Source organism: Hymenobacter sp. NBH84 (assembly GCF_014217645.1).
Lineage (GTDB): Bacteria > Bacteroidota > Bacteroidia > Cytophagales > Hymenobacteraceae > Hymenobacter > Hymenobacter profundi.
Genome location: NZ_CP043644.1, coordinates 3216996 through 3237674, shown reverse-complemented (window position 1 = coordinate 3237674; position 20679 = coordinate 3216996). Strand labels below are relative to the sequence as shown.

General features: G+C 56.6%; 14 protein-coding genes. 7 read left to right on the top strand and 7 right to left on the bottom strand.

Annotated elements, in window-relative coordinates; genetic code table 11:
• Window positions 1–60: 60 nt before the first annotated feature.
• Entirely contained in the window at window positions 61–3747 is a 3687-nt protein-coding gene (dnaE, locus tag F1C16_RS13515) for a DNA polymerase III subunit alpha (RefSeq protein WP_185281165.1), read from the bottom strand.
• 381 nt (window positions 3748–4128) lie between these two features.
• Here dnaE and F1C16_RS13510 point away from each other — a divergent pair, with 381 nt between their 5' ends.
• Window positions 4129–5190, top strand: a complete 1062-nt coding sequence (locus F1C16_RS13510) for a fatty acid desaturase (protein ID WP_185281164.1) — start codon at window positions 4129–4131, stop codon at window positions 5188–5190.
• A 184-nt stretch (window positions 5191–5374) separates the two neighbouring features.
• Here F1C16_RS13510 and F1C16_RS13505 read toward each other — a convergent pair whose 3' ends face one another.
• Together F1C16_RS13505 and F1C16_RS13500 are read right to left on the bottom strand one after the other, a co-directional pair.
• Entirely contained in the window at window positions 5375–7477 is a 2103-nt protein-coding gene (locus tag F1C16_RS13505) for a LysM peptidoglycan-binding domain-containing protein (RefSeq protein WP_185281163.1), read from the bottom strand.
• A gap of 159 nt (window positions 7478–7636) precedes the next feature.
• Window positions 7637–10483, bottom strand: a complete 2847-nt coding sequence (locus F1C16_RS13500; RefSeq protein WP_185281162.1) for a TonB-dependent receptor — start codon at window positions 10481–10483, stop codon at window positions 7637–7639.
• A gap of 399 nt (window positions 10484–10882) precedes the next feature.
• Here F1C16_RS13500 and F1C16_RS13495 point away from each other — a divergent pair, with 399 nt between their 5' ends.
• The 6 genes from F1C16_RS13495 to F1C16_RS13470 all read left to right on the top strand — a co-directional run bounded on the left by F1C16_RS13495 (window position 10883) and on the right by F1C16_RS13470 (window position 17201).
• Window positions 10883–11761, top strand: coding sequence for a M28 family peptidase (locus F1C16_RS13495; protein WP_258048909.1), 879 nt, complete (start codon window positions 10883–10885; stop codon window positions 11759–11761).
• A gap of 411 nt (window positions 11762–12172) precedes the next feature.
• Window positions 12173–13255 carry a DegT/DnrJ/EryC1/StrS aminotransferase family protein gene (locus F1C16_RS13490; RefSeq protein ID WP_185281160.1) on the top strand — a complete coding sequence of 361 codons (1083 nt, stop codon included), beginning with the start codon at window positions 12173–12175 and terminating at the stop codon, window positions 13253–13255.
• Between the two features lie 85 nt (window positions 13256–13340).
• On the top strand, window positions 13341–14867 hold the full coding sequence (locus tag F1C16_RS13485; protein WP_185281159.1) for a lipopolysaccharide biosynthesis protein: 1527 nt from the start codon (window positions 13341–13343) through the stop codon (window positions 14865–14867).
• Between the two features lie 3 nt (window positions 14868–14870).
• Window positions 14871–15581 (top strand): WbqC family protein, encoded by a 711-nt coding sequence (locus F1C16_RS13480; RefSeq protein ID WP_185281158.1) that lies wholly within the window; start codon window positions 14871–14873, stop codon window positions 15579–15581.
• Window positions 15578–16231 carry a hypothetical protein gene (locus tag F1C16_RS13475; protein WP_185281157.1) on the top strand — a complete coding sequence of 218 codons (654 nt, stop codon included), beginning with the start codon at window positions 15578–15580 and terminating at the stop codon, window positions 16229–16231. Before F1C16_RS13480 ends, F1C16_RS13475 begins: the two co-directional genes overlap by 4 nt.
• Window positions 16221–17201 carry a glycosyltransferase gene (locus F1C16_RS13470; protein WP_185281156.1) on the top strand — a complete coding sequence of 327 codons (981 nt, stop codon included), beginning with the start codon at window positions 16221–16223 and terminating at the stop codon, window positions 17199–17201. The genes F1C16_RS13475 and F1C16_RS13470 overlap by 11 nt, the downstream gene beginning before the upstream one ends.
• A gap of 97 nt (window positions 17202–17298) precedes the next feature.
• On the opposite strand, the gene F1C16_RS13465 is transcribed toward F1C16_RS13470, so the two are convergent.
• The 4 genes from F1C16_RS13465 to F1C16_RS13450 form a co-directional block, all read right to left on the bottom strand.
• Window positions 17299–17937 (bottom strand): O-methyltransferase, encoded by a 639-nt coding sequence (locus F1C16_RS13465; protein WP_185281155.1) that lies wholly within the window; start codon window positions 17935–17937, stop codon window positions 17299–17301.
• On the bottom strand, window positions 17934–18701 hold the full coding sequence (locus F1C16_RS13460; protein ID WP_185281154.1) for a DUF4184 family protein: 768 nt from the start codon (window positions 18699–18701) through the stop codon (window positions 17934–17936). The genes F1C16_RS13465 and F1C16_RS13460 overlap by 4 nt, the downstream gene beginning before the upstream one ends.
• Before the next feature lie 53 nt (window positions 18702–18754).
• Window positions 18755–19195: a YDG/SRA domain-containing protein gene (locus F1C16_RS13455; protein ID WP_185281153.1), complete on the bottom strand. Its 441-nt coding sequence runs from the start codon at window positions 19193–19195 to the stop codon at window positions 18755–18757.
• Window positions 19196–19354: 159 nt separating this feature from the next.
• Entirely contained in the window at window positions 19355–20587 is a 1233-nt protein-coding gene (locus F1C16_RS13450; RefSeq protein ID WP_185281152.1) for a pitrilysin family protein, read from the bottom strand.
• Window positions 20588–20679: the final 92 nt, after the last annotated feature.

Sequence of the window (20679 nt, the reverse complement as noted above, 5' to 3'; positions counted from 1 at the left end):
AGACTTCTATGCGATAGAAGCGGCGCGGGCAATAATTACTCCAAGACAGGCCCTACTTTCTTAGATCAGCTGACAAACTTCCAGTTCCAACTCTCTCATTTTGGTGATAAACGCTTTCGGCTCGATCTGAAAGCGTCGCGAGAACATGTCTACCGCCAAGTGCTCGTGCGGCTCGGCAAACTGAATTTCCAGGCGTTTGCGGCCGGGCGCGGCCTCAATGGCGGCTTCCAGCTTATCGATCATGGGGCCAGACACGGTGCGCAGGTCCAGGCGCACGCGCACGCCTTTGCTGAGCTTTTCGGCTACTTCGCTGAGAGGCTCCATATTCAGGATTTTTAGCTCCCACTGGTCCTCCGAGCCGTAGCGCAACGATACTTTGGCCCGAATATACATCGGTGGTACCTGCTCGTTAGGGTAGTTGCGCGGATTGATAACGTGCGTAAAGCGCGTGTACTCATCCCGAAACAGCGCCAATTGCAGCGACGAGTCGTAGTCTTCCAGCGTGAAGGCCGCAAACGGCTGGCCGTTGCGGGTGGTGCGGTAGGCCACGTTCGTAATCAGCCCCGCCACGTTGATGTCTTTGTTCTTATGGTTCTCGATTTTGTCGAGCGAGGTGGTGCAGTACGAGTCGATTTCCATCTTGTAATTATCGAGCGGGTGGCCCGATAGGTAGAAACCTACCACATCTTTCTCGCGGCGGAGCTGCTCGGTGGCGGGCCACTTCTCCATGTCGGCTACCTTGGGTAGGGGCATGGCTACAGCCCCAAACGCGCCGCCGCCAAACAGGCTCTGCTGGGCCGAATCCTGATCGGCTTGGTGCTGCTGGCCCAGCTTCACGGCCTTGTCGATGAGGTTTTGGTCACCCGAGGGCGCCTCCACGAACTGGCGGCGGTGGTAGCGTTCAAACGAGTCGAACGCGCCCGACAAGGCCAGACTTTCAAATGTCTTCTTGTTCACGGCGCGCAGGTTCACGCGCTTCGCGAAGTCGAAAATGTCGGTGTATTTGCCCTTGCGCTTGCGCTCCTGCACGATTTCCTCCACGGCGGCTTCGCCCGCGCCCTTCACGGCGGCCATCCCGAAGCGAATCTGGCCCTTCTCGTTCACGTTGAACTTCATGATGGATTCGTTCACGTCGGGACCAAGTACGGCTACGCCCTGCTTGCGGGCTTCCTCAATGAAGAACGTCACCTTCTTGATGTCGCCCATGTTGTTGGTGAGCACCGCAGCCATGTACTCGGCAGGGTAGTGGGCCTTGAGGTAGCCGGTCTGGTAGGCCACCACCGAGTAGGCAGCGGAGTGGGAGCGGTTAAAGCCGTAGGCCGCAAACTTCTCCATCACGTCGAACACCTCGTTGGCTTTTTTCGCCACAATGCCGTGCAGCTTTTTGGCGCCCTCACAGAACTTCTCGCGCTCCATGGCCATCTTCTTCATGTCCTTCTTACCCATGGCACGGCGCAGCAAGTCGGCACCGCCGAGCGAGTAGCCGGCCAGAATCTGCGCCGTCTGCATAATCTGCTCCTGGTACACCATAATGCCCTGGGAGTAGTTCAGGATGGGTTCCAACAGCTCGTGCGGGTACTCCACCGGCTCCTTGCCGTGCTTGCGGTTGATGAAGTTCGGGATGAACTGCATGGGACCGGGCCGGTACAGGGCGTTCATCGCAATCAAGTCCTCGATGTTGGTCGGGCGCAAGTCTTTGAGGTACATGCGCATGCCTTCCGATTCAAACTGGAACGTGCCGATAGTGTCGCCGCGCTGGTACAGCTCGTAGGTTTTTACATCGTCAATCGGAATATCGTCGATGTCGATTTTGACGCCGTGGTTCTGCTCAATCAGGCGCATGGCATCCTCGATGATGGTCAGGGTTTTGAGGCCCAGAAAGTCCATCTTCAGCATGCCGGCACTCTCAATCACCTTGCCGTCGAACTGCGTCACGAGCAGGTCCGAGTCCTTGGAGGTAGAGACCGGAATGTACTTCGTGATGTCGTCGGGGGCGATGATGACGCCGGCGGCGTGAATGCCGGTGTTGCGCACCGAGCCTTCTAGACGCTCGGCGAGGCGCAGAATCTGGCCTTTTAAGTTATCCGGCGCTTCGTCGCGGCGAATCATGTCCAGTTCCTGCACCTCGGCAAAGGCTTTGGCCAGGGTAGTGCCTACCTGCTCGGGCACCATCTTGGTGAGGTCGTTGGTCTGGGGTAGGGGCAGCTCCATGGCCCGCGCCACGTCTTTGATAGACGATTTGGCGGCCATGGTACCGAAGGTGATAATCTGGGCCACCTGCGTTTTGCCGTACTTATTCACCACATAATCGATGACCTTCTGACGGTTCACGTCGTCGAAGTCAATATCGATATCGGGCATTGACACGCGCTCGGGGTTCAGGAAACGCTCGAACAGCAGGGAATACTTAATCGGGTCGATATTGGTGATGCCGATGCAGTAGGCCACCGCCGAGCCCGCCGCCGAGCCCCGGCCCGGACCTACCGCCACGCCAATGCTCCGGCCGTGGTTGATAAAGTCCTGGGTAATCAAGAAGTAGCCCGCAAAGCCCATCGTTTCGATGATGCGCAGCTCGTAATCCAGGCGTTCCTCGATTTCGGGCGTGCGTTCCGAGTAGCGGGGGCGGTTGCCCTCAAACGCACCTTTGTAGGTAAGGTGACGTAGGAACGCGTCGGCCGTAGGGTGCTCGGGGGGTAGGGGGAAGTTGGGCAGGAGAATATCGCGCTGCAACTTGGGCGGCGTGATTTTGTCCACGATTTCGTTGGTGTTGTCTACGCTTTCCGGCACGTCGGCAAACAGCCGGTTCATCTCCTCCTGGCTTTTGAAGTAGAACTGGTCGTTAGGGAAACCGAAGCGCGCGCGCGGCCGGGGCATCTGCCGCTCCTCGTCGATGCGCATGAGCTGGCGCCGCACCGAATCGTCGCTTGCCGCCATCGGACGGATGGTGTCGAGGTGGTCGTAAATCACCTTGTTGTCGCCCGAAATCAAGCGGAAGTAGTTCGTCTCGAAGTCGCCGACCGGAATGCTGTGTTCCTCGCCGGTGTTCACGCAGAGTAGGAGGTCGTGGGGCGCAAAGTCGTTCTGCTCCACGTAGTGCGAATCGTTGGTACAGATGACCTTGACATTGTATTTGTGCGCGAGACGCAGCAGCACCTGGTTCACATCTTCCTGGCTTTTGCCGGTGTTGTCGATGTTCATCAGGCCGTGGCGCTGGATTTCGATGTAATAGTCCTCGCCGAATACATCCAGCCACCACTTCAGCATCTCTTCCGCTTCTGCCTCCGATTTCCAGAGAATAGCCTGCGGCAACTCCGCGCCAATGCAGCAGGAAGTAGCAATTAGGCCCTCGTGGTATTGCAGCAGCAGCTCCTTATCGATGCGCGGAAACTTGGAGTACACACCCTCGATGTAGCTCATGGAGCACAGCTTAGCCAGGTTGTGGTAGCCGGCCTGGTCCTTAGCCAGCAGCAACTGGTGGCGGCGAATATCCCGCTCGCCTTTCTCGCGGCTGAATGCCTTTTTGTGGCGGTCTTCTACCAAATAAAACTCGCAGCCCACAATAGGCTTCACGTTGTATTTATTCGCCTCGGCCACAAAGTTGAAGGCCCCGAACATGTTGCCGTGGTCGGTGAGGGCTACGGCGGGCATGCCGTCGGCCTGGGCCTTTTTCATCAGGGCCGAGATGCTGGCTTGGCCGTCGAGAAGGGAATATTGGGTGTGGCAGTGTAAGTGCGAGAATACGGGCATGAGCAACGGGCGCCGCGCCGTTAGGGCGCGAAGCGGATAGTAAAGTTACCCACGAATCAGCGGACAGGAAAGGTTGTGCGGTAAGAGGTTTTGTATAAGACACCACATGCAGGCGTATTACATGCTACTGTACTATTGCCGGAAGTCGTTGGCAAACTAAACCGTGAAATTCACGGAAAGCTAGGGTGAAGGATGCCGATACCATCACTCTATTCCACGGTTCGAAAAGAGCAAGCTGAACCCGTTGAGTTTAAAAGCGTTTACCTTAGCATACATAATGTTTTGTTTTTCGGGTCCTGCCGGATTTTTCTCGATATGCAGCGCATTCTTCTCTCCGTCTCCTAACGGTTGCGTCTTTCTGCAGGCAGCAACCCTACCCTCATGAAAGTCCTTACCGCCCTCACCGACCCGGTGTATACCGAGCCCGTTGCGCCTACCCGTCTCGATACGTTCTTGCTGCGCTTCTGCCAGGACAAGCGTGACCTGCCGTTTCTCTACCTCTTACTGGAAATCTCGGCGACGCTGCTGCCTATGGCCGTGGCCTTATTCCTGCCGTTGCCGGGGTGGGCATGGTGGTCGGTGCTGGTTGTATATCTAGGGCTATCCACTTTCTATTTTAAAGGTCCGTTTGGGCTGATGCTGCATTGTACCAGCCACCGAATCTTGTTCAAGAAGAAGTATGGGTGGATGAATCAGTACATACCGTGGGTGATTGGGCCACTGTTTGGACAAACGCCCGAAACGTATTACACCCACCACATGGGCATGCACCACCCCGAAAATAACCTGCCCGACGACGAAAGCTCCACCATGTATTACCAGCGCGACTCGTGGCTGAGCTTTGGGCACTACCTTGCCGACTTCTTACTCCTGGGCTTCCCGAAGCTGTTTGGCTATCTGTCGCGCACTGGCAAAACCAAGTTTAAATGGCGGGCTTTCAAGGGGGAGCTAGCCTTCATTCTGGCCTGCGTGGTGCTGGCCTTCGTGAACCTGCCAGCTACGTTTGTTGTGCTGATTCTGCCGTTGATTGTTGCGCGCATCGTGATGATGCTGGGCAACTGGAGCCAGCACGCCTTTATTGACAGCAACGACCCCGGCAACTGCTACACCAATAGTGTAACGTGCATTAATACCAAGTACAACCATAAGTGTTGGAACGATGGCTACCACATCAGCCACCACCTCAAGCCCGCCCTACACTGGACCGAGCACCCCAACCACTTCCGCAAAAACGTGGCTGAGTACGCCCGCCAGGAGTCGGTGGTGTTCGATGGCATTCACTTCCTGCACATCTTCGCCTACCTCATGACGCGCCGCTACGACTTGCTGGCCCGCAACTTTGTGAACCTGGATGGCCGCTTCGAGTCAGATGTAGAAATTATTGATCTGCTTAAAGCAAGGACACAGCGCATTGCCCGCGTGCCGGAGCCAGTGTTGGCATAGCTATAGCTACTGAGTAGGGGTTGAGTTGTTAGTTAGCTAGTAGCAAAAAAGCCGCTGTCATCCTGAGCACAGCGAAGGACCTTCTTACATCTGAACGACAGTCGTAACAACGACTTGTTTCTATGTGAGAAGGTCCTTCGCTGTGCTCAGGATGACAGCGGCTTTTTTGCTGCCAATCAACAACTTACTTCGCTGGCGTGACGGTCAGCACCTCACCGGGGCGCACGTTGAAATCAGGCTTGTTGTTCCACTCCATAATTTGCTTGATGGTGACACCGTACTTGCGCGAGATGCCATACATCGACTCGCCGGCCTGCACCGTGTGCTGCACCGTAGTAGGGGCAGCGGGCTGGGCTTTGGCGGGGGTAGCAGGGGCAATAGGTGTAGCCTGCGGCTTTGTTGCGGGCGTGGCCGTAGGCTGAAGCGAAGCAGCTTCTTCCGGAGGCGTCACGCGAAGCTGCTGGCCGATTTTTAGAGATGGGTTTAGGGGTAGGCCGTTCCAGGCTTCTAGGTCGCGGGGGCTGATGTGGTAGAGGCGGGCAATACCGTAGAGCGTTTCCTTGGTGCGTACCGTGTGTAGGCCGTTCGGCGGAATGGCAGCGGGCGTGACGGGCGCTGCCATCACGGGGTAGGGGGCAGCGCCCGGCGCAGCGGGAGCCTCCTCAGTAGCTGTTGCCGTAGCAGGGGTAGGGGTAGGGGAGTTGCTGGCTGCCGGCGCTGGAGTGGCAGGGCGGGTAGGAGCCGGCCGGTATACGTTACGCGGGGCTGCCGGAGTTGCTAGGGCTGGGCTGGCTGCGGCGGGCATGGCCGCGGTATCTGCTACGCCAGTGGTAGCAACTTCGTCGTTCAGCATAGCAGCCGTGTCGGCGGGAGCAGATGCAACTACGGGTGCTGGTGCTGGGGCCGGAGCGGCGGGCTGGGTAGAAGGTGGGAACGTTTTGGTAGACGGCACAGGGGCTGGACCAGGTGCGGCCAGGGTAGCGCGCGTTGGGCGAGCAAAAGCTGCCAGCGCCGCTTCGTTCTGTACCGTTTTGTACTCCACGGGCACGTCGCGGGGGCGGGTGTGCTGGAGCCACAGCACCCGGCCAGGGCGCAACTCCTCGTTGCGGGCCATGCGGTTTTTGCTCAGAATAGAACGCACCCGTATGCCGTATTGCTGCGAAATGGTGGTGATGCTCTCGTTGGGCTGCGCTACGTGGTACTCCACGGCCGCTTTATCGCGCTTTTTCTGCACGAAGTAGGGCTGGCCAGCCACCACGTTATCAAACGCATAGAGGTCATTATAACGCATGAAGCGGCGCAGCTTCATATCGGCACGCTGAGCCAGGGTCTCCTTGGTTTCGCTGGGTAGGGCAATGAGAGCCCGCAGCCCGTTGATGAGCACAAAGCCGGGGTGGCGCGGGTCGGGGGTAGGCTGGGCCGAAAGGGGGGCCGTGGAGGCCACCGGCTGCTGGGCGGCCAGGGTAGCCAGCTGGGTAGGGTCGGTGATGGGCACCAGCACGGTATACACTTTGTCCGACGGCACGGCCGAGGCTAGCAGCCAGCGGTTGTGCTTGGCTAGTTCCTCGGGCGTAGTCTGAAAGCTGGCGGCCATAGCAGCCAGCGGCTGACCCGCAACAGCCGGAAACTCCTGCAACGCCAGCGCGGGGTTGCCATTCAGCCCCACGGCCTGCTCAAAGACTATTTTATGCGCCAGAAACGTGATGATGTAGGGGTGCGAGCGTTCAGTCACCTCCATCTCGGTGGCCGCGGCGTCGGTGGGTAGGGTGTAGGGCTTGGTGCCTCCAATGCCTAGGTTGTAGCTCAGCAGCACATCCAGCCAGTTGTGAAAAGCGTTGTGGCTGCGTTTGAAGTACTTGGCTGCCGCGTGCGAGGCCGTGACAATGTGCTTGCGCTCGTCTACCTGGTCGTTCATCAACAGGCCGAAGTCCGTGGCTGCTTCGCGCTTGAACTGCCAGTAGCCCACCGCGTCGTGGATGCTCTGCGCATCGCCCTGCAAGCCGCTTTCCTGCAACGCCAGGTAGCGAAAATCCAGCGGCACGCCTTCCTCCTGAAATACCCGGTCGATGATGGGAAAATACGCATCGGCCAGCAGCACGCGGGCTTGAAACGAGGCGGGGTGGCTGCGCAACGCATCTACTTTCTGCTGCACGGCGCGCTGGCCGCCGTTGCTGAGGCGCAGGGTAAGGTTGGCAAAAGGTAGGGTAGCGGGCACCGAAGGGCTACCCGACTGTGCCGCCACCAGCAAGGGCAACAGACACAGCAACAAAGCAAAAAGTCGTTTCATGGGCTACTACAGGGGCGCGCCGGACTGGTGGCGGCCCATCCAACCCCAAAATAGGCGAAAAAATCCGGGTTGGATGCAGACAATGGTAGTGCCTGTATCGAAGCAAGCAGGCCCGAAAAAAAACGGTGGTCATACAGACCACCGTTTTTCACGCAGCTATTAGTTCGATGGCCTGCCTCCACCGCCGGGCGGCCGACCACCAGCAGGACGACTACCGCCACCCGACGGACGACCACCTCCGCGGAAATCACCTCTACCCTCGCGGCCGCCCTCAGTAGGCATGTTCACGTTGCCGCGGCGCAGGTTGTAGGTAAACATCAGCATGAAATACTGTTGCAGGTTGTTGGTTACCACCCGCTCGTTGTAGGCCACCGTGATGTTGTTTTGAATGCTCTGGTTTTGCTTCAGAATATCAAAGGCATACAGCTTAATCTCGCCGCGCTGGCCGGGTAGGATGCGCTTGCCGATGCTGGCATTCCAGAGCAAATACTGCTGGCTGGCCGCCGACAACCCCTGGTTGTACTGATGCGTCACATTGGTTTGCAGGTTGATGCCCGGCCCAAACGTCCAGCTCAGGCGCACCGAGCTATTTTGCACATAATAGTTGGTGTTGAGGCGCACGTTGGTGGTGTTGCGCGCATACGTCAACCGGCCATCCGTCGAAACCGTGAAATCGAGCGTGGTGCTGATATTGCTGCTCAGCGTGATGCCCAGTCCCACGTTCGGCGACTTTGAGTAGTTCAACACCCCGTTGTTGATGCCAGGCGTGCGCGAGTAGCCCACCGAGCCGTTGAGGTTCAGGTTGGTTTTGATGAAGTTCAGCGGCAAACCATAATTGCTGAACGCCCGCACCGAAAATTGCTGACCCAGGTTCACGGGGCGCGTGAGCTGCCCGCCCAAGGGTAGGGCTACCTCGCCACCGTTGATGGTCAATACCGTGTCGCGGGGCGTTACGAAGGTGCTGTTGGTAATGTAATCGTCGGTAATGGTGCCAAATACGCCAGCAAAAAAGGAGGTCGATTTTTCGGGCTTCGAGGCTGAGTAGCGTAGCGCCAATACGTGCTGGTATTGCTGGCGCAGGTTGGGGTTACCGGTGGTCAGCTGGAGCGGATTGGCGTTGTTTACTACCTCCTGTAGCTGCCCAATGCCAGGCGCCGACGTGCGGCCGTTGTAGTTCAGGCGTAGGTTTTTCTCCCGCGAGAAGCGATACCGCACCTGCGCGTTGGGCAGAATATTATAGAACGTGCGGTTGATGCCCGGCCCGGCCGGAAACTTCTGGTCGCTGTCGAGGTCGGCCTTCTGGGCCGTTACGCCCGCCGAGGCTTGCAGCGTTTCAGTCTGGTGGCGGTAGCTGGCGCCTACCCCCTGCGTGAGATAGGTATTGGTGAAAACGTTGCTCAGGCCTGCATTGATGTCGGAGTAAGCATTGTCGGTCTCCGAGAAATCGTAGGTTTTCTTGTCCGAGTCGTTGGGCGTGTAGGCCACGTTGTAGTTGAACTGCAACAGGTCCTTTTTGCTCAGCGGCTCCGTGTATGATACGCCCGAGTTCAGCTCCCAGCCTTGCTGGTTGAGGGTAGCATACTGGTCCAGCACCGTCGTATCCGAGAGGGAGTAGAGGTTGCTGTTGCCGTCCTTGCTGTTATAGTTGGCGTTGAGGTCCAGCGAAATCGTGCGACCGGCCTTGGCAAAGCGGTGGCGATACAGCAGTTGGTTGGATGAGTTGATGCCGGTGAGGCGCGAGCGGTAGTCCGTCGATACCACGCCCCGCGGCACGTCGCCTACCAGGGTCTGGCCGTCCAGCGTACTATTGCCGGTGTTCTGCTGAAACGACAGGCGCGGAATAAACAGAATGGAATTGGCCGAGTCGATCTTGTGCTCCAGGCGCAGGTTTGCGCGGTGGTTGATGTTGCGACTGTTGACGAAAGAGTTTTCGAGGTAGCGTTGGTTTTGGGTAGCGTACTGGCGGTCGGTGCTGCTAGTAATGCGGTTATTAGTCTGATTGAAAAAGTAGCTGCCCGTCACCTGCGTTTTCTTGCCCCATTGGTCGGAGTAGTTGAGGCCCACCGCATTAGTCGTGGAGATGCCCCCGCCTTGCGGCACCAGAAAATTTCCCCCGCCACCACCGCCGCGGCCGCCGCGCCCGCCACCGCCGGCTCCTACCAGATCGGCCGAGGCAAAGTTTTGCATGTTGATGTTGTTGGACTGCGCCACCAGCGAAATGCGCTGGTCGCCATTGAAGCTGTTCACGCTCACGCTGGCCTGGTAGCGCTCCGGTCCGGCCCCCAGCACTAGGCGTCCAAACTGCCCCTTGCGGTACTGCGGCTTGGTTACGATGTTGATGGTTTTCTGCGTGTTGCCGTCGTTGAAGCCAGAAAACTGCGACTGCTCACTCTGGCGGTCAAACACTTCAACCTTATCAATAATCTCAGCCGGAATATTTTTCATGGCCGCGTCGGGGTCGGTGCCGAAAAACTCCTTGCCGTCCACCAAAATCTTCTGCACCTGCTCGCCTTGCGCATTCACCTTGCCATCTTGCACCGTAATGCCGGGCATTTTGGTCACTAGGTCGCGGGCGTCGGCGTCGGGGTTGGTCTTGAAGGCGTTGGCATTGTACTGGGCCGTATCGCCCTTCTGCACGGCGGCGGGCGTTTTGCCTACCACTTCCACGCCCTTCAGCGTAATTCCACTGGCCTGTAAGGGTAGCGTGCCCAGCGTCCGGTTTGTTTGCGTAAGCTGCACCTGCCGCCGGATGGTCTGATAGCCCAGAAACGACACGGCCAAAATGTAGCGCCCGGCAGGCACATCGGCTATGCTGAAGTTGCCCTCGGTATCCACGGCCGCACCACGCCGCACCGAGTCGGGCACCTGAATCAGCACCACGTTGGCCCCAATCAGCGGCGATTTGTCGGTGGCATCCTCTACCCGGCCGGTTACTGGCAAGGTGGTCTGGGCCAAGGCGGAGCCGCTGAGCAGCAATAAGATAACGAAGAGAAAAAGTCGTTGCATATAGAGTAGGTAGCGGCTTATTGGACGAAGGTAGATGGGGCGGGTTTAAGCCTTTGGCCTGTACTCTGCTGGAACTCTGCGGTTCGCCCAGGAATATCTACTAACTGGCAAAAGAGGCCGACGAAATATTCTGCTGGTGGTGCTGAAGCAGACCCTGGAGTGTGCCGGAGGTTGCAGGCAAGGCTACCACTGCGCCGGTTGTTGTAGCGTGCGCCTTGCTCGTGTATTCAGCTTCTCGTTTTCCCCTAGGGTTTCACATGCAGTGTGAGTAGGGTAGGGCTGAGCGTAGAGTTGTAGAAACCACAACGGCTCCTTAGCTTGTCGGATATGTTTCACTGCCCTATTCGCTTGCTATTCGTTGGCGCATTGTTAGTTAGTACACTGTTCTGCACAAACGGTATGGCAGCACAGCTACCCGCTGCCGATACAGCGCAGTTGCGCCGCCACCTCGTAGCCCTGACTACCACGCCGCAACCCCGCAACTACCTTCACGAAGCCAGCCTGAACCAAGCCGCCGATTATATCAAAGCGGAACTGGCCGCCGCTGGGGCACACCCTACAGAACAGTCCTACCAGGTGCAAGGCCGCATGTACCAGAATATTCTGAGCAGCTTTGGGCCAGTTGATGGGCCACGACTCGTTATTGGTGCCCACTACGATGTGTGCGGCGAGCAGCCCGGTGCCGACGACAACGGGACAGGTGTGGCTGCGCTATTGGAGCTGGCCCGCTTGCTTGGCCACCAGCCACTCACGTGCCGGGTCGATCTGGTGGCCTATACATTAGAAGAACCGCCGTTTTTTCGGACGCCGCAAATGGGTAGCTATGTGCATGCTCGCAGCCTGCACGAGGCTGGTGTGCCAGTGCGTGGTATGATAGCGCTGGAAATGCTGGGCTATTATGATGACCGCAAAAACTCGCAGGACTACCCTTTCAAGCCTTTGCGCTGGCTCTATGGCAGCCGCGGCAACTACGTAACAGTGGCGCAGAAATTTGGTAACGGCCGCTTTGGCCGGCGGTTTGCCCGCCTGTACAAGAAAACCGCCGCCCTACCCGTCAAGCGGTTCAAAGCCCCCGCCTGGCTGCCGGGCATTGACTTCTCCGACCACCTCAACTATTGGCATTTCGACTACCTCGCCGTGCTACTGACGGACACGGCCTTTTACCGCAACAAACAGTACCACGAAGCCGCCGATACGGTCGACCGACTGGATTTGCGCCGGTTGGCCCTCGCCGTAGATGCCGTGCTGGCGACGGTAGTGCGGCTGGCAACGGAGTAAGCTACCCTTGCCAATCAGTATAAATGCCTGATGCGCTTGTGCTGCACGAACAAGCTTGCTTGAGAATAGCATAAAGGCACTCAGCAACAACCTGTTTCAAAAAAATCATTTTTATAAAACGTTGGTAAGCAGGGGTATTTGCTTAATGAGATTGTCTGCCAGTCTGAATAGAAAAGGGCCTTTTCGGTCTAGTACTGTCTTGCAGAAAGAGGCCAACTTCTATGTAGTAAAGTCGTTATAGTCTCTACTGTGTTATATTTGTATAATAATGGTTATAAAAAATATAATTATTGCAGTAATTCACCAACGTTGGCATTTGAAAGAATCCAGCGTTGCACCAGCATAGAACAAGCATAAGCATCTTCGAATAGAAGAATTCCTGTTTTGCCTGCTGGTTGAAAAAACTCCTACATGATAAATGTTACAAAGCCTTTTCTGCCGCCTCAAGAGGAATACGACCACTACCTGCGGGGAATTTGGTCGAGAAAATGGCTGACTAACAATGGTCCGTTAGTCAATGAGTTGGAGCTTACGCTAAAAAACTATTTTGGCGTACCACACTTGTTCTACGTGACCAATGGCACCATTGCCTTACAGCTGGCTATTAAAGCGTTAGATCTGCAGGGGGAAGTTATTACTACCCCGTTTTCTTTCGTTGCCACCACCAGCAGCATTGTGTGGGAGGGGTGTACCCCGGTTTTTGTCGACATCGACCCCGCCACGTATAATATTGATCCAGCGTTGATTGAGGCCGCCATTACGCCCCAAACCACAGCCATTCTGGCTACGCACGTGTTCGGTAATCCGTGTGCTGCGAAGGAAATAAGCGCAATAGCCGCCAAGCACAAGCTGCGCGTGATTTACGATGCAGCCCACGCGTTTGGCACCCAGTATCAGGGGCGCTCTGTACTGCATCAGGGCGACATCAGCACCTTGAGCTTCCACTCCACCAAATTGTTCCACACCATTGAAGGTGGCGCGCTCATCACGCACGACGCGGGCTTGGCCAACAAGATTGCGCACATGCGCAACTTCGGCTTCCATGGCCCCGAAACGTTCCAGGGGGTAGGCATCAACGGCAAGAACAGCGAGTTTCACGCCGCCATGGGTTTGTGCAACCTTAAGTACGTGCAGCAAATCCTGGATCGGCGGCATGAACTGACCGAGGTCTACCACCGCATGCTGAAGTCTTTGCAGGTAGGCAAGCCTTTCCTGCACCCCAATGCCGGCTTCAACTACGCCTACTACCCGGTTGTGTTTGAAAGTGAGGCGGTTTTGTTGCGAATGATTGATGCCATGCACGGCGTGTACGTCTACCCCCGGCGGTATTTCTACCCCTCCCTGGAAAAGCTGAGCTACGTGCGGCCCGGCCAGAAGATGCAGGTATCTTCCGATATTGCCTCCCGCGTGCTGTGCCTCCCGCTGTACCACGAGCTATCGGTGGAGGAAGTGAAGATGATTTGTCGGGCCATTCTTCGCGCTGAACGGTATTGAGGGCGGCCTACCCAAAACGGCGGCGGTTAGCTAGGCCAACTTCCCCGGCGCTTTTACTGGTTGGTCGCAAACTTTCCGCGGCTTTATGAAGGAAAAAACCCTAAAAGACCGCGCGGCCGTGAGCATGGTATGGCTCACGGGGGAGCGATTCGGGAGCCTGATCAGTGATTTTCTGATTTCCGTTTTCCTCGCCCGAATCCTGGGGCCCAGTGAGTTCGGCCTGATAGCCATGGTAGCGGTTTTCATTGCCCTGTTGCAGCCGTTTACGGATGCGGGCCTGGGTAGCGCGCTGCTTCGGAAAAAAGACGCCACTCCCGAAGACTACGACACCGTGTTCTGGAGTAATCTGGGCTTGTCTGTTGCTGCCTACGCCATTGTGTTTGCCTGCGCGCCGCTGGTGGCGCAGTTTTACAAGCAGCCGTTGCTCACGGACATTATCCGAGTGTTGGGCATCAGCTTGATGTTGAACTCGTTGAACATCGTGCAGAACATCCGGCTGACGAAGCTGCTGGATTTTCGCACCATCAGCCTCCGCTCGCTGGTCAGTAATATTCTCTCCGGCGGTATTGGGTTGTATTTGGCCTACCGTGGGTGGAGCTACTGGGCGCTGGTGATGCGGCAACTGCTCAACGCGCTCATTACCAATGTGCTGTATTGGGCAGCGCGGGCGTGGTTTCCGTCGTTCAATTTCTCTACAGCCTCGTTCAAGGATTTCTTCGGGTTCGGCTCCAAAATGCTGCTTTCTAGCCTGCTCGATACGGGCTTTCGCAATATATATCCGTTGCTGATCGGTAAGTTCTACTCGGCTTCTGCGCTGGGGTTCTACAACCGCGCCGTGAACCTGAAAGACATTCCGCAGACCCTGGTTTCGCAGGTCACCGGCCGGGTTTCCTACCCCGTTCTGATTGAGTTGCAGGACGATCCGCCCCGGTTGACGCAAGCCTACAAGCGCCTCATGCAGCTAGTGTCGTTTGCCTACTTCCCGATTCTGATGGGCCTAATGGGCTTGAGCAAGAGCGTGATACTGGTGCTGTTTACGGATAAATGGGCCAGCGCTATTCCGCTGCTGCAAGGCCTTGCGTTCGTGGGCTTGCTCTACCCCATTCACGCCCTGAACCTGAATATCCTGACGCTCAAAAAACGGTCTGACTTGTTTCTCGTTCTCGAGATAATCAAGAAGGCATTGACGGTGGTGTTCCTGCTGCTCACCTATCGGTGGGGCGTGATGGGCCTGATCTACGGGCAAATTGCCTTGTCATTCGTGGCCCTGATAATCAATACGCATTACTCCAAGCAGCTGATTGCCTACGGCTTTGCGCACCAGCTGCGCGACTTGCTGCCTAGTTTCTGCACATCGCTTGCTATGGGCATGACCCTGCTGTGGGGTAGTGAGCAGCTACAGGTTTTCACTTGGTGGACCTTGCTGATGTGGGTCGTGGTGGGCGGGGCCATTTACCTCACGCTGTCAGCCATCTTCAACCGGAAAAAACCTGCGCTACCTATACGATTTCTCCAGGGAGAAGTACCTCACCATGCGCATGGCCGGTTGACGGCTGCTTCGCTTCACAGCGAGAAGCCGCCCGCTTACCTACTCAGCCCAAACCTAGTCTAGCCTATGAAAGTCGCCATCATGCAGCCGTATTTATTCCCCTACATCGGGTACTTCCAGCTGCTGGCCGCGGCCGACTTATTCGTGGTGTACGACGATGTGCACTACATCAAAAAAGGGTGGATCAACCGCAACCGCATTCTGCTACACGGAGCCGAGCATCTATTCACGTTGCCCTGCCTGAATGCCAGCCAAAACAAGCTCATTAATGAGGTAGAGGTAGACTGGGCAAGCAAAGAAGTGCGCAAAGTGCGCCTGACCATGGAAATGGCCTACCGAAAAGCGCCGTTTTTCGAGCAGGTCTACCCGCTGGTGCAACGCGTGTTGGAGGGTAGCGGCCCCGCTACCATTGCGGAGGTAGCCACCCACAGCATCCGGGCTGTGTGCGCCTACCTTGGCATTGATACGCCGATTGTCACTAGTTCGCAGCAGCCCTACCACAACACCCACCTCAGCAAAGGCGCCCGCCTAGTAGACATTGTGCAGCAAGAGGGCGGCGACCAATATCTGAACCCTATCGGCGGCGAAGCGCTCTATACTAAAGAGTTCTTTGCTGAGCACGGCATTGCGCTGCACTTCGTGAAATCCCTACCCATCCGGTACGCGCAACCCGTGCCAGACAACGGGTTTGTGCCCTGGCTTTCCATCCTGGATGTGCTGATGTACAACGAGAAAGAGACAGTTATGGCCTTTTTACAAGACTACGAACTCCTATGAAAAACGTACTAATACTAGGCGGACAGGGCAATGCCTCCGTTATTGGCAATGCCATATTGGATGCGGCCCAGCGGGGTAGCCAGGAATACCAGTTTTGCGGCTACGTAAACGACCGGGACGGTTGCGAAGAAATAGAAGGCTACCCCGTGAAGGGCGGGCTTCAGGATATTCCGAGGCTGCTGGAAGAAGGCTACTACTTCCTCAACACGATTTACAAGATAGACGGGCAGCGGGAGCGAATTGCGCTGTTCGAGTCGCTGAACATACCGGATGACCGGCTCGCTACCTTCGTGCACCCGACGGCTTACATCGCCGCCAACGTAGAGTTGGGGCCGGGGTGCGTGGTGATGCCCCACGCCATTATTTCGACCAGCGTGAAGCTGGGCAAGTGCACCCGCGTGATGATTGGGGCCATTGTCAGCCACAATTGCACCATTGGCGCCCACACGTTTGTGGCGGCCGGCTCTTGCTCGGGCTCCAACTTGCAGGTAGGCGAAGGCGTGCACATCAGCATGAACGCCACGGTACGGGAGTTTCTGACCATCGGCAATTACTCTACCCTGGCCATGGGCAGTGTGCTGCTGAAGGATGTAGGCGAGCTGGAAATCTGGGCCGGTAACCCAGCTAAAATGCTGCGCAATGCACAGTGAGGTGCCGCTGGTAAGCGTGCGGGTCATCACCTACAACCACGGGCGCTTCCTGCGGGAGTGCCTGGATGGAATTATGGCCCAGGAAACGTCCTTCCCCTTTGAAGTGGTAATCGGGGAAGATTGCAGCACCGACAACACCCGCCAGATTTGCCAGGAGTTTCAGGCGCGCTACCCTGATACCATCAGGCTGCTGCTGCACGCGCAAAACGTAGGTGCGCAGGCCAACGCCCGCCTGGCCCGCGAAGCCTGCACCGGCAAATACATTGCGTTCTGCGAGGGCGACGACTACTGGACCGACCCCACCAAGCTCCAGCAACAGGTAGATTTTCTGGAAGCTAATCCGGACTACGTGCTGTGCTTCCACAACTGCTGGATGAAGTTTGAGCAGCAGCCAGACCGAGAAATGGAGTTGTTTCACAACTACATCAAAACCGACTACACTCTTCCAGAATTGATTGGAAAGTGGCTTATACCTACTGCTTCCGTTGTGTTTCGCAACCACCTCTTCACCGAGTACCCCGAGTGGCTGCGCAACGCAGTGGTAGGCGACACACCCTTTTATATTCTATTAGCTTCTTTTGGCTCGCTGAAACTAGTACCAGGTATTATGGCTGTATACCGTCGGCACGATGGCGGCGCCACTAACTTGCTACACGGATATCGCTACTGGGAGCGTATGATAGAATTGTATTGTGCTATAAATGAGCATTTTAAACATCAGTACAGTAAAGAGATAATACCCGTTCTAAAGTGGTTTCACTACAAGCTAACTCAACTGGCCTTGCAAGACAACGACTTTGAAAAATATCGACATTATGCACAGCGCTCTTTTCTCTTTAACACAAAGATGTTGCTACGTTACCAGCATATCGGCATATTTCACTATCGTATTGCTTTCATGGGTCTGACAGCTATAAGTCCTCTATTTTTCAAAGTACGTGTCCAGCGACAAGTGCAAAATAAAGCGTAATTAAAAAGCCTGGAATGCTCTGAAATCAGTGATAGTCAGGACTAACTTTCATTGCTAGAGCTGACCTCAGGTTTCGACCTGCTTTTACGTCCATAAACTACCGCTTGCGCACCAGCAGCAGCCCGTCGCGCAAGGGTAGGAACACGTTTTCCACCCGCTCGTCCTGCTGCACCTTATCGTTGAAGGCACGCACGGCCCAGGCGTCTTTGTCGCCAGCCTTGATGGGGTAGGAGGATAGGACCTTGCCGCTCCAGAATACGTTGTCAATCAGGATGAAACCACCTGGCCGTACCTGCGGGAACACCAGCTCGTAGTAGGCGTCGTTGTTGATTTTATCGGCGTCGATAAACACCATATCCCACTCGCCGGGTAGGGTAGGGAGTATTTCCAGCGCTTTTCCGATGTGCAGGTGTACTTGGTTGCTGAGGCCGGCCTCGGCCACGTAGCGCCGGATACGAGTTTCCAGCTCGGGGTTTTGCTCCACGGTGTGCAGCTCGCCGTCGGCGGGTAGGCCCTCGGCCAGGCACAGGGCCGAGTAGCCCGTAAACGTGCCCAGCTCCAGCACCCGCCGCGGCCGGATCATGTGGCTGAGTATACTCAGCAACCGGCCCTGAAAGTGGCCTGACAGCATCCGGGGAGCCAGCACCTGCACGTGTGTTTCGCGGTTGAGGCGAGCTAGCAGAGGCGTTTCGGGGGAGGTATGGGCTTCGGCGTAGAGGTCGGTTTCGTCGGTCATGAAGAAGGATAGGCGGTTTGCTCGGCGGGCCAGTCGTTGCGGAGTAGCCGTACGAAGGCCGAAGTAAGCACCACGGCCAGCACACCCGCGCTGATGCTCCCTACCAGCCCCGAAATGATGAAATTCATGCCGTAGTGATGGTGGCTGTACCAGGCAAAAATCAGCACAAACATACTGAACAACGTAGCGGTAATTAGCCAGAAAATAGCTTGCTGGCGGGTAGACACGCGCGGCGGACGTCGCGTAACCGGCAACTGCCACACAAACCACAGCACTATCAGCACGCCTACTAGCGACGAGCCGTATTGCAGCCACACAAACAGCGGCCGGTTGTGCACAGTATCAATCAGAAAGGGAAGTTGATGGGCAATGCGGCCCCGCGTGTGCGTCACACCATCCCACACCAAGTGCGACCCGGCGCCAATGATAATAGCCAGCAGCAGGCGCGGGCTCCACAGGTTGCTAAGGGGCCAGTACTGGGCAGCAAAGCGCCCGAATCGACGCCGCAGAAACACCGGCATACTGCGCACCAGCGGCCGTTTCACCAGCCCATGAAACAAGCCCGTGAGCACCAGTGCTAAGGGCAAGTCAAGCACAAAAATACCTACCGTAGAATGCCCAAACCCACCGCCCGGCCGCAACCGCAGGAAATACTCAAAATCGGGCGACATGCTGCCCAGAATCAGGCCCGTAGCCGACAGCCAGCGGCGGCCTTTGTACAGCAACGGCACTACAATGGCCGGGTGAGCAAGGGTGAACGGCATACGGAGGAAGGGTAAGACAGCAAGGCACAGTAAGCCCGCAAAGTAACACGCAATCAGGTAGAGAAGGGAACCAGATGAAATTTCAACACTTGGAAGCCGGCTTTGCCTTGGGCGAAATAATACTTTGTGACGCGGAATAATCCCTCGTAGCGAAACATCTCCCCACCCTCGTACCTCACCTTATGTAGCACCCGTACGGGCCGGCCGGTTTCTTGGCTGCGGCGCAGGGCTAGGTTACGCCCCGTCATTTCCTGGTTGGTCACCTGTCGACCAGTGCGTAGGTCGCGTCCGCCGCTGCCGGAATAGATGATTTCCTCCTCCGCAAACTCATCATCCTCGTACGCGCCGGCCAGCACAATCGAGTCAGCGCCTTCGGCCTGCGTGCCGCTTACGCCCGCCCGCCGTGGCCGGTGCATTCCTACCAGCGACAACGCTAAGCGGTTCTCGAATAAGTCGCCCGGCCGGTAGGAAGCAATGTGGCCGAAAATAGGCATGCTAATAAGTTGGTAAAGGGGTAAAAAGGTGGCTGTCTTAAAACGGCTGTCATCCTGAGCTTGCGAAGGACCTTATCACGCTAGAACGATAGACGTCCTGCCGTGATAAGGTCCTTCGCAAGCTCAGGATGACAGCCGTAAGCTTACTCACCACTCACCTTACTCAGGCACGTACTGCAACACGCTCAAGTTATCCTCTCGCAGCACATCGTTGGCCATATCCAGCAACTCCGTAGCGGTGATAGTGCGCACCCGATCAAAGATTTCGGTGATGGGCTCCACGCGGTTCAGGTCCAGCGTACTCTTGGCGAGGAGCTGCATCAGGCCGCCGTTGCTTTCTTCGGCCATGGCCAATTGGCCCATGAGCTGCTCTTTGGCAGTGTGTAGCTGCAAGCCGCCGAGCGGCTTTTTACGCAGCCTTTTCAGCTCCTTTTGCACCAAGCCAATAGTACGGTTTACCTGCTTTTTCTCGGTGCCGAAGTAGATACCGAACATGCCCGTATCGGTGTAAGGCGAGTAAGTGGAGTCGATGGCGTAGACCAAGCCGAACTTCTCGCGCACACCCAGGTTCAGACGCGAGTTCATGCCGGGACCGCCCAGCACGTTGTTGAGCAGGAAAAACGGAATCCGGCGGTCATCATCAATAGCATAGGCCGGGCCACCGATGAGGCAGTGCGCCTGCGTGATAGGCTTACGCTCCAGCAGCTCGCGGCGCTGGTAGCCAGCAAAGCTGGTGCGGGGCCGGTCGCCCAGTTGGGCAGGTAGGGGCGCCAGGTATTTCTCGGCCAGGCGCTTCACCTCCTTAAATGGCAGGTTACTCACGGAACTGAACACCAACCGGTCGGTGCGCACATTTTCGCTCAGGAACTGCCGGAAATCAGCCTGCTGAAAGCTGCTTACGCTCTGGCGCGTGCCTAGGATGTTGTGCCCTAGGGCGTGCTGCCCAAAAATTACCTCGTCAAAATCATCAATAATAGCGTCGTCGGGCGCGTCGAGGTACATCGACATTTCTTCCAAGATCACGCCGCGCTCCTTCTCGATTTCTTTCTCAGGGAATACTGAGTGGAAGGTGAGGTCAGTCAGCAGCTCGAAGGCCCGCTCGAAATGCGTGCTGAGCAGCGAGGCGTAGAAGCAGATTTTTTCCTTGGTGGTGTAGGCATTCAGCTCGCCGCCAACGGTTTCAAGGCGGTTGAGAATGTGGAAGCTCTTGCGGCGCTCAGTGCCTTTAAAGGCCATGTGCTCCCAGAAGTGCGCTAAGCCCTGCTGCTCGGGGCGCTCATCGCGCGAGCCAATATCAAGCAGAAAGCCGCAGTGCGCGATTTTAGTGTGAGGTACCTGTTTATGGAGTACCCGAATGCCGTTGGGCAGTTCGAGCAAATCGTAGTCGAGCATTCGTCGGGAAAAGCAGAAAAGTAGAAAGGCAAAAACCTCGGCGGGCCGGGGTAGGGGCCGGCTGGGCTACTATAACAGCCAAGCCCGGTGCG

Bases quoted from the DNA above. Each gene is read 5' to 3' on its own strand.
- dnaE (WP_185281165.1), bottom strand. From the start codon at position 3,747: ATGCCCGTATTCTCGCACTTACACTGCCACACCCAATATTCCCTTCTC.
- F1C16_RS13510 (WP_185281164.1), top strand. From the start codon at position 4,129: ATGAAAGTCCTTACCGCCCTCACCGACCCGGTGTATACCGAGCCCGTT.
- F1C16_RS13505 (WP_185281163.1), bottom strand. From the start codon at position 7,477: ATGAAACGACTTTTTGCTTTGTTGCTGTGTCTGTTGCCCTTGCTGGTG.
- F1C16_RS13500 (WP_185281162.1), bottom strand. From the start codon at position 10,483: ATGCAACGACTTTTTCTCTTCGTTATCTTATTGCTGCTCAGCGGCTCC.
- F1C16_RS13495 (WP_258048909.1), top strand. From the start codon at position 10,883: ATGGCAGCACAGCTACCCGCTGCCGATACAGCGCAGTTGCGCCGCCAC.
- F1C16_RS13490 (WP_185281160.1), top strand. From the start codon at position 12,173: ATGATAAATGTTACAAAGCCTTTTCTGCCGCCTCAAGAGGAATACGAC.
- F1C16_RS13485 (WP_185281159.1), top strand. From the start codon at position 13,341: ATGAAGGAAAAAACCCTAAAAGACCGCGCGGCCGTGAGCATGGTATGG.
- F1C16_RS13480 (WP_185281158.1), top strand. From the start codon at position 14,871: ATGAAAGTCGCCATCATGCAGCCGTATTTATTCCCCTACATCGGGTAC.
- F1C16_RS13475 (WP_185281157.1), top strand. From the start codon at position 15,578: ATGAAAAACGTACTAATACTAGGCGGACAGGGCAATGCCTCCGTTATT.
- F1C16_RS13470 (WP_185281156.1), top strand. From the start codon at position 16,221: ATGCACAGTGAGGTGCCGCTGGTAAGCGTGCGGGTCATCACCTACAAC.
- F1C16_RS13465 (WP_185281155.1), bottom strand. From the start codon at position 17,937: ATGACCGACGAAACCGACCTCTACGCCGAAGCCCATACCTCCCCCGAA.
- F1C16_RS13460 (WP_185281154.1), bottom strand. From the start codon at position 18,701: ATGCCGTTCACCCTTGCTCACCCGGCCATTGTAGTGCCGTTGCTGTAC.
- F1C16_RS13455 (WP_185281153.1), bottom strand. From the start codon at position 19,195: ATGCCTATTTTCGGCCACATTGCTTCCTACCGGCCGGGCGACTTATTC.
- F1C16_RS13450 (WP_185281152.1), bottom strand. From the start codon at position 20,587: ATGCTCGACTACGATTTGCTCGAACTGCCCAACGGCATTCGGGTACTC.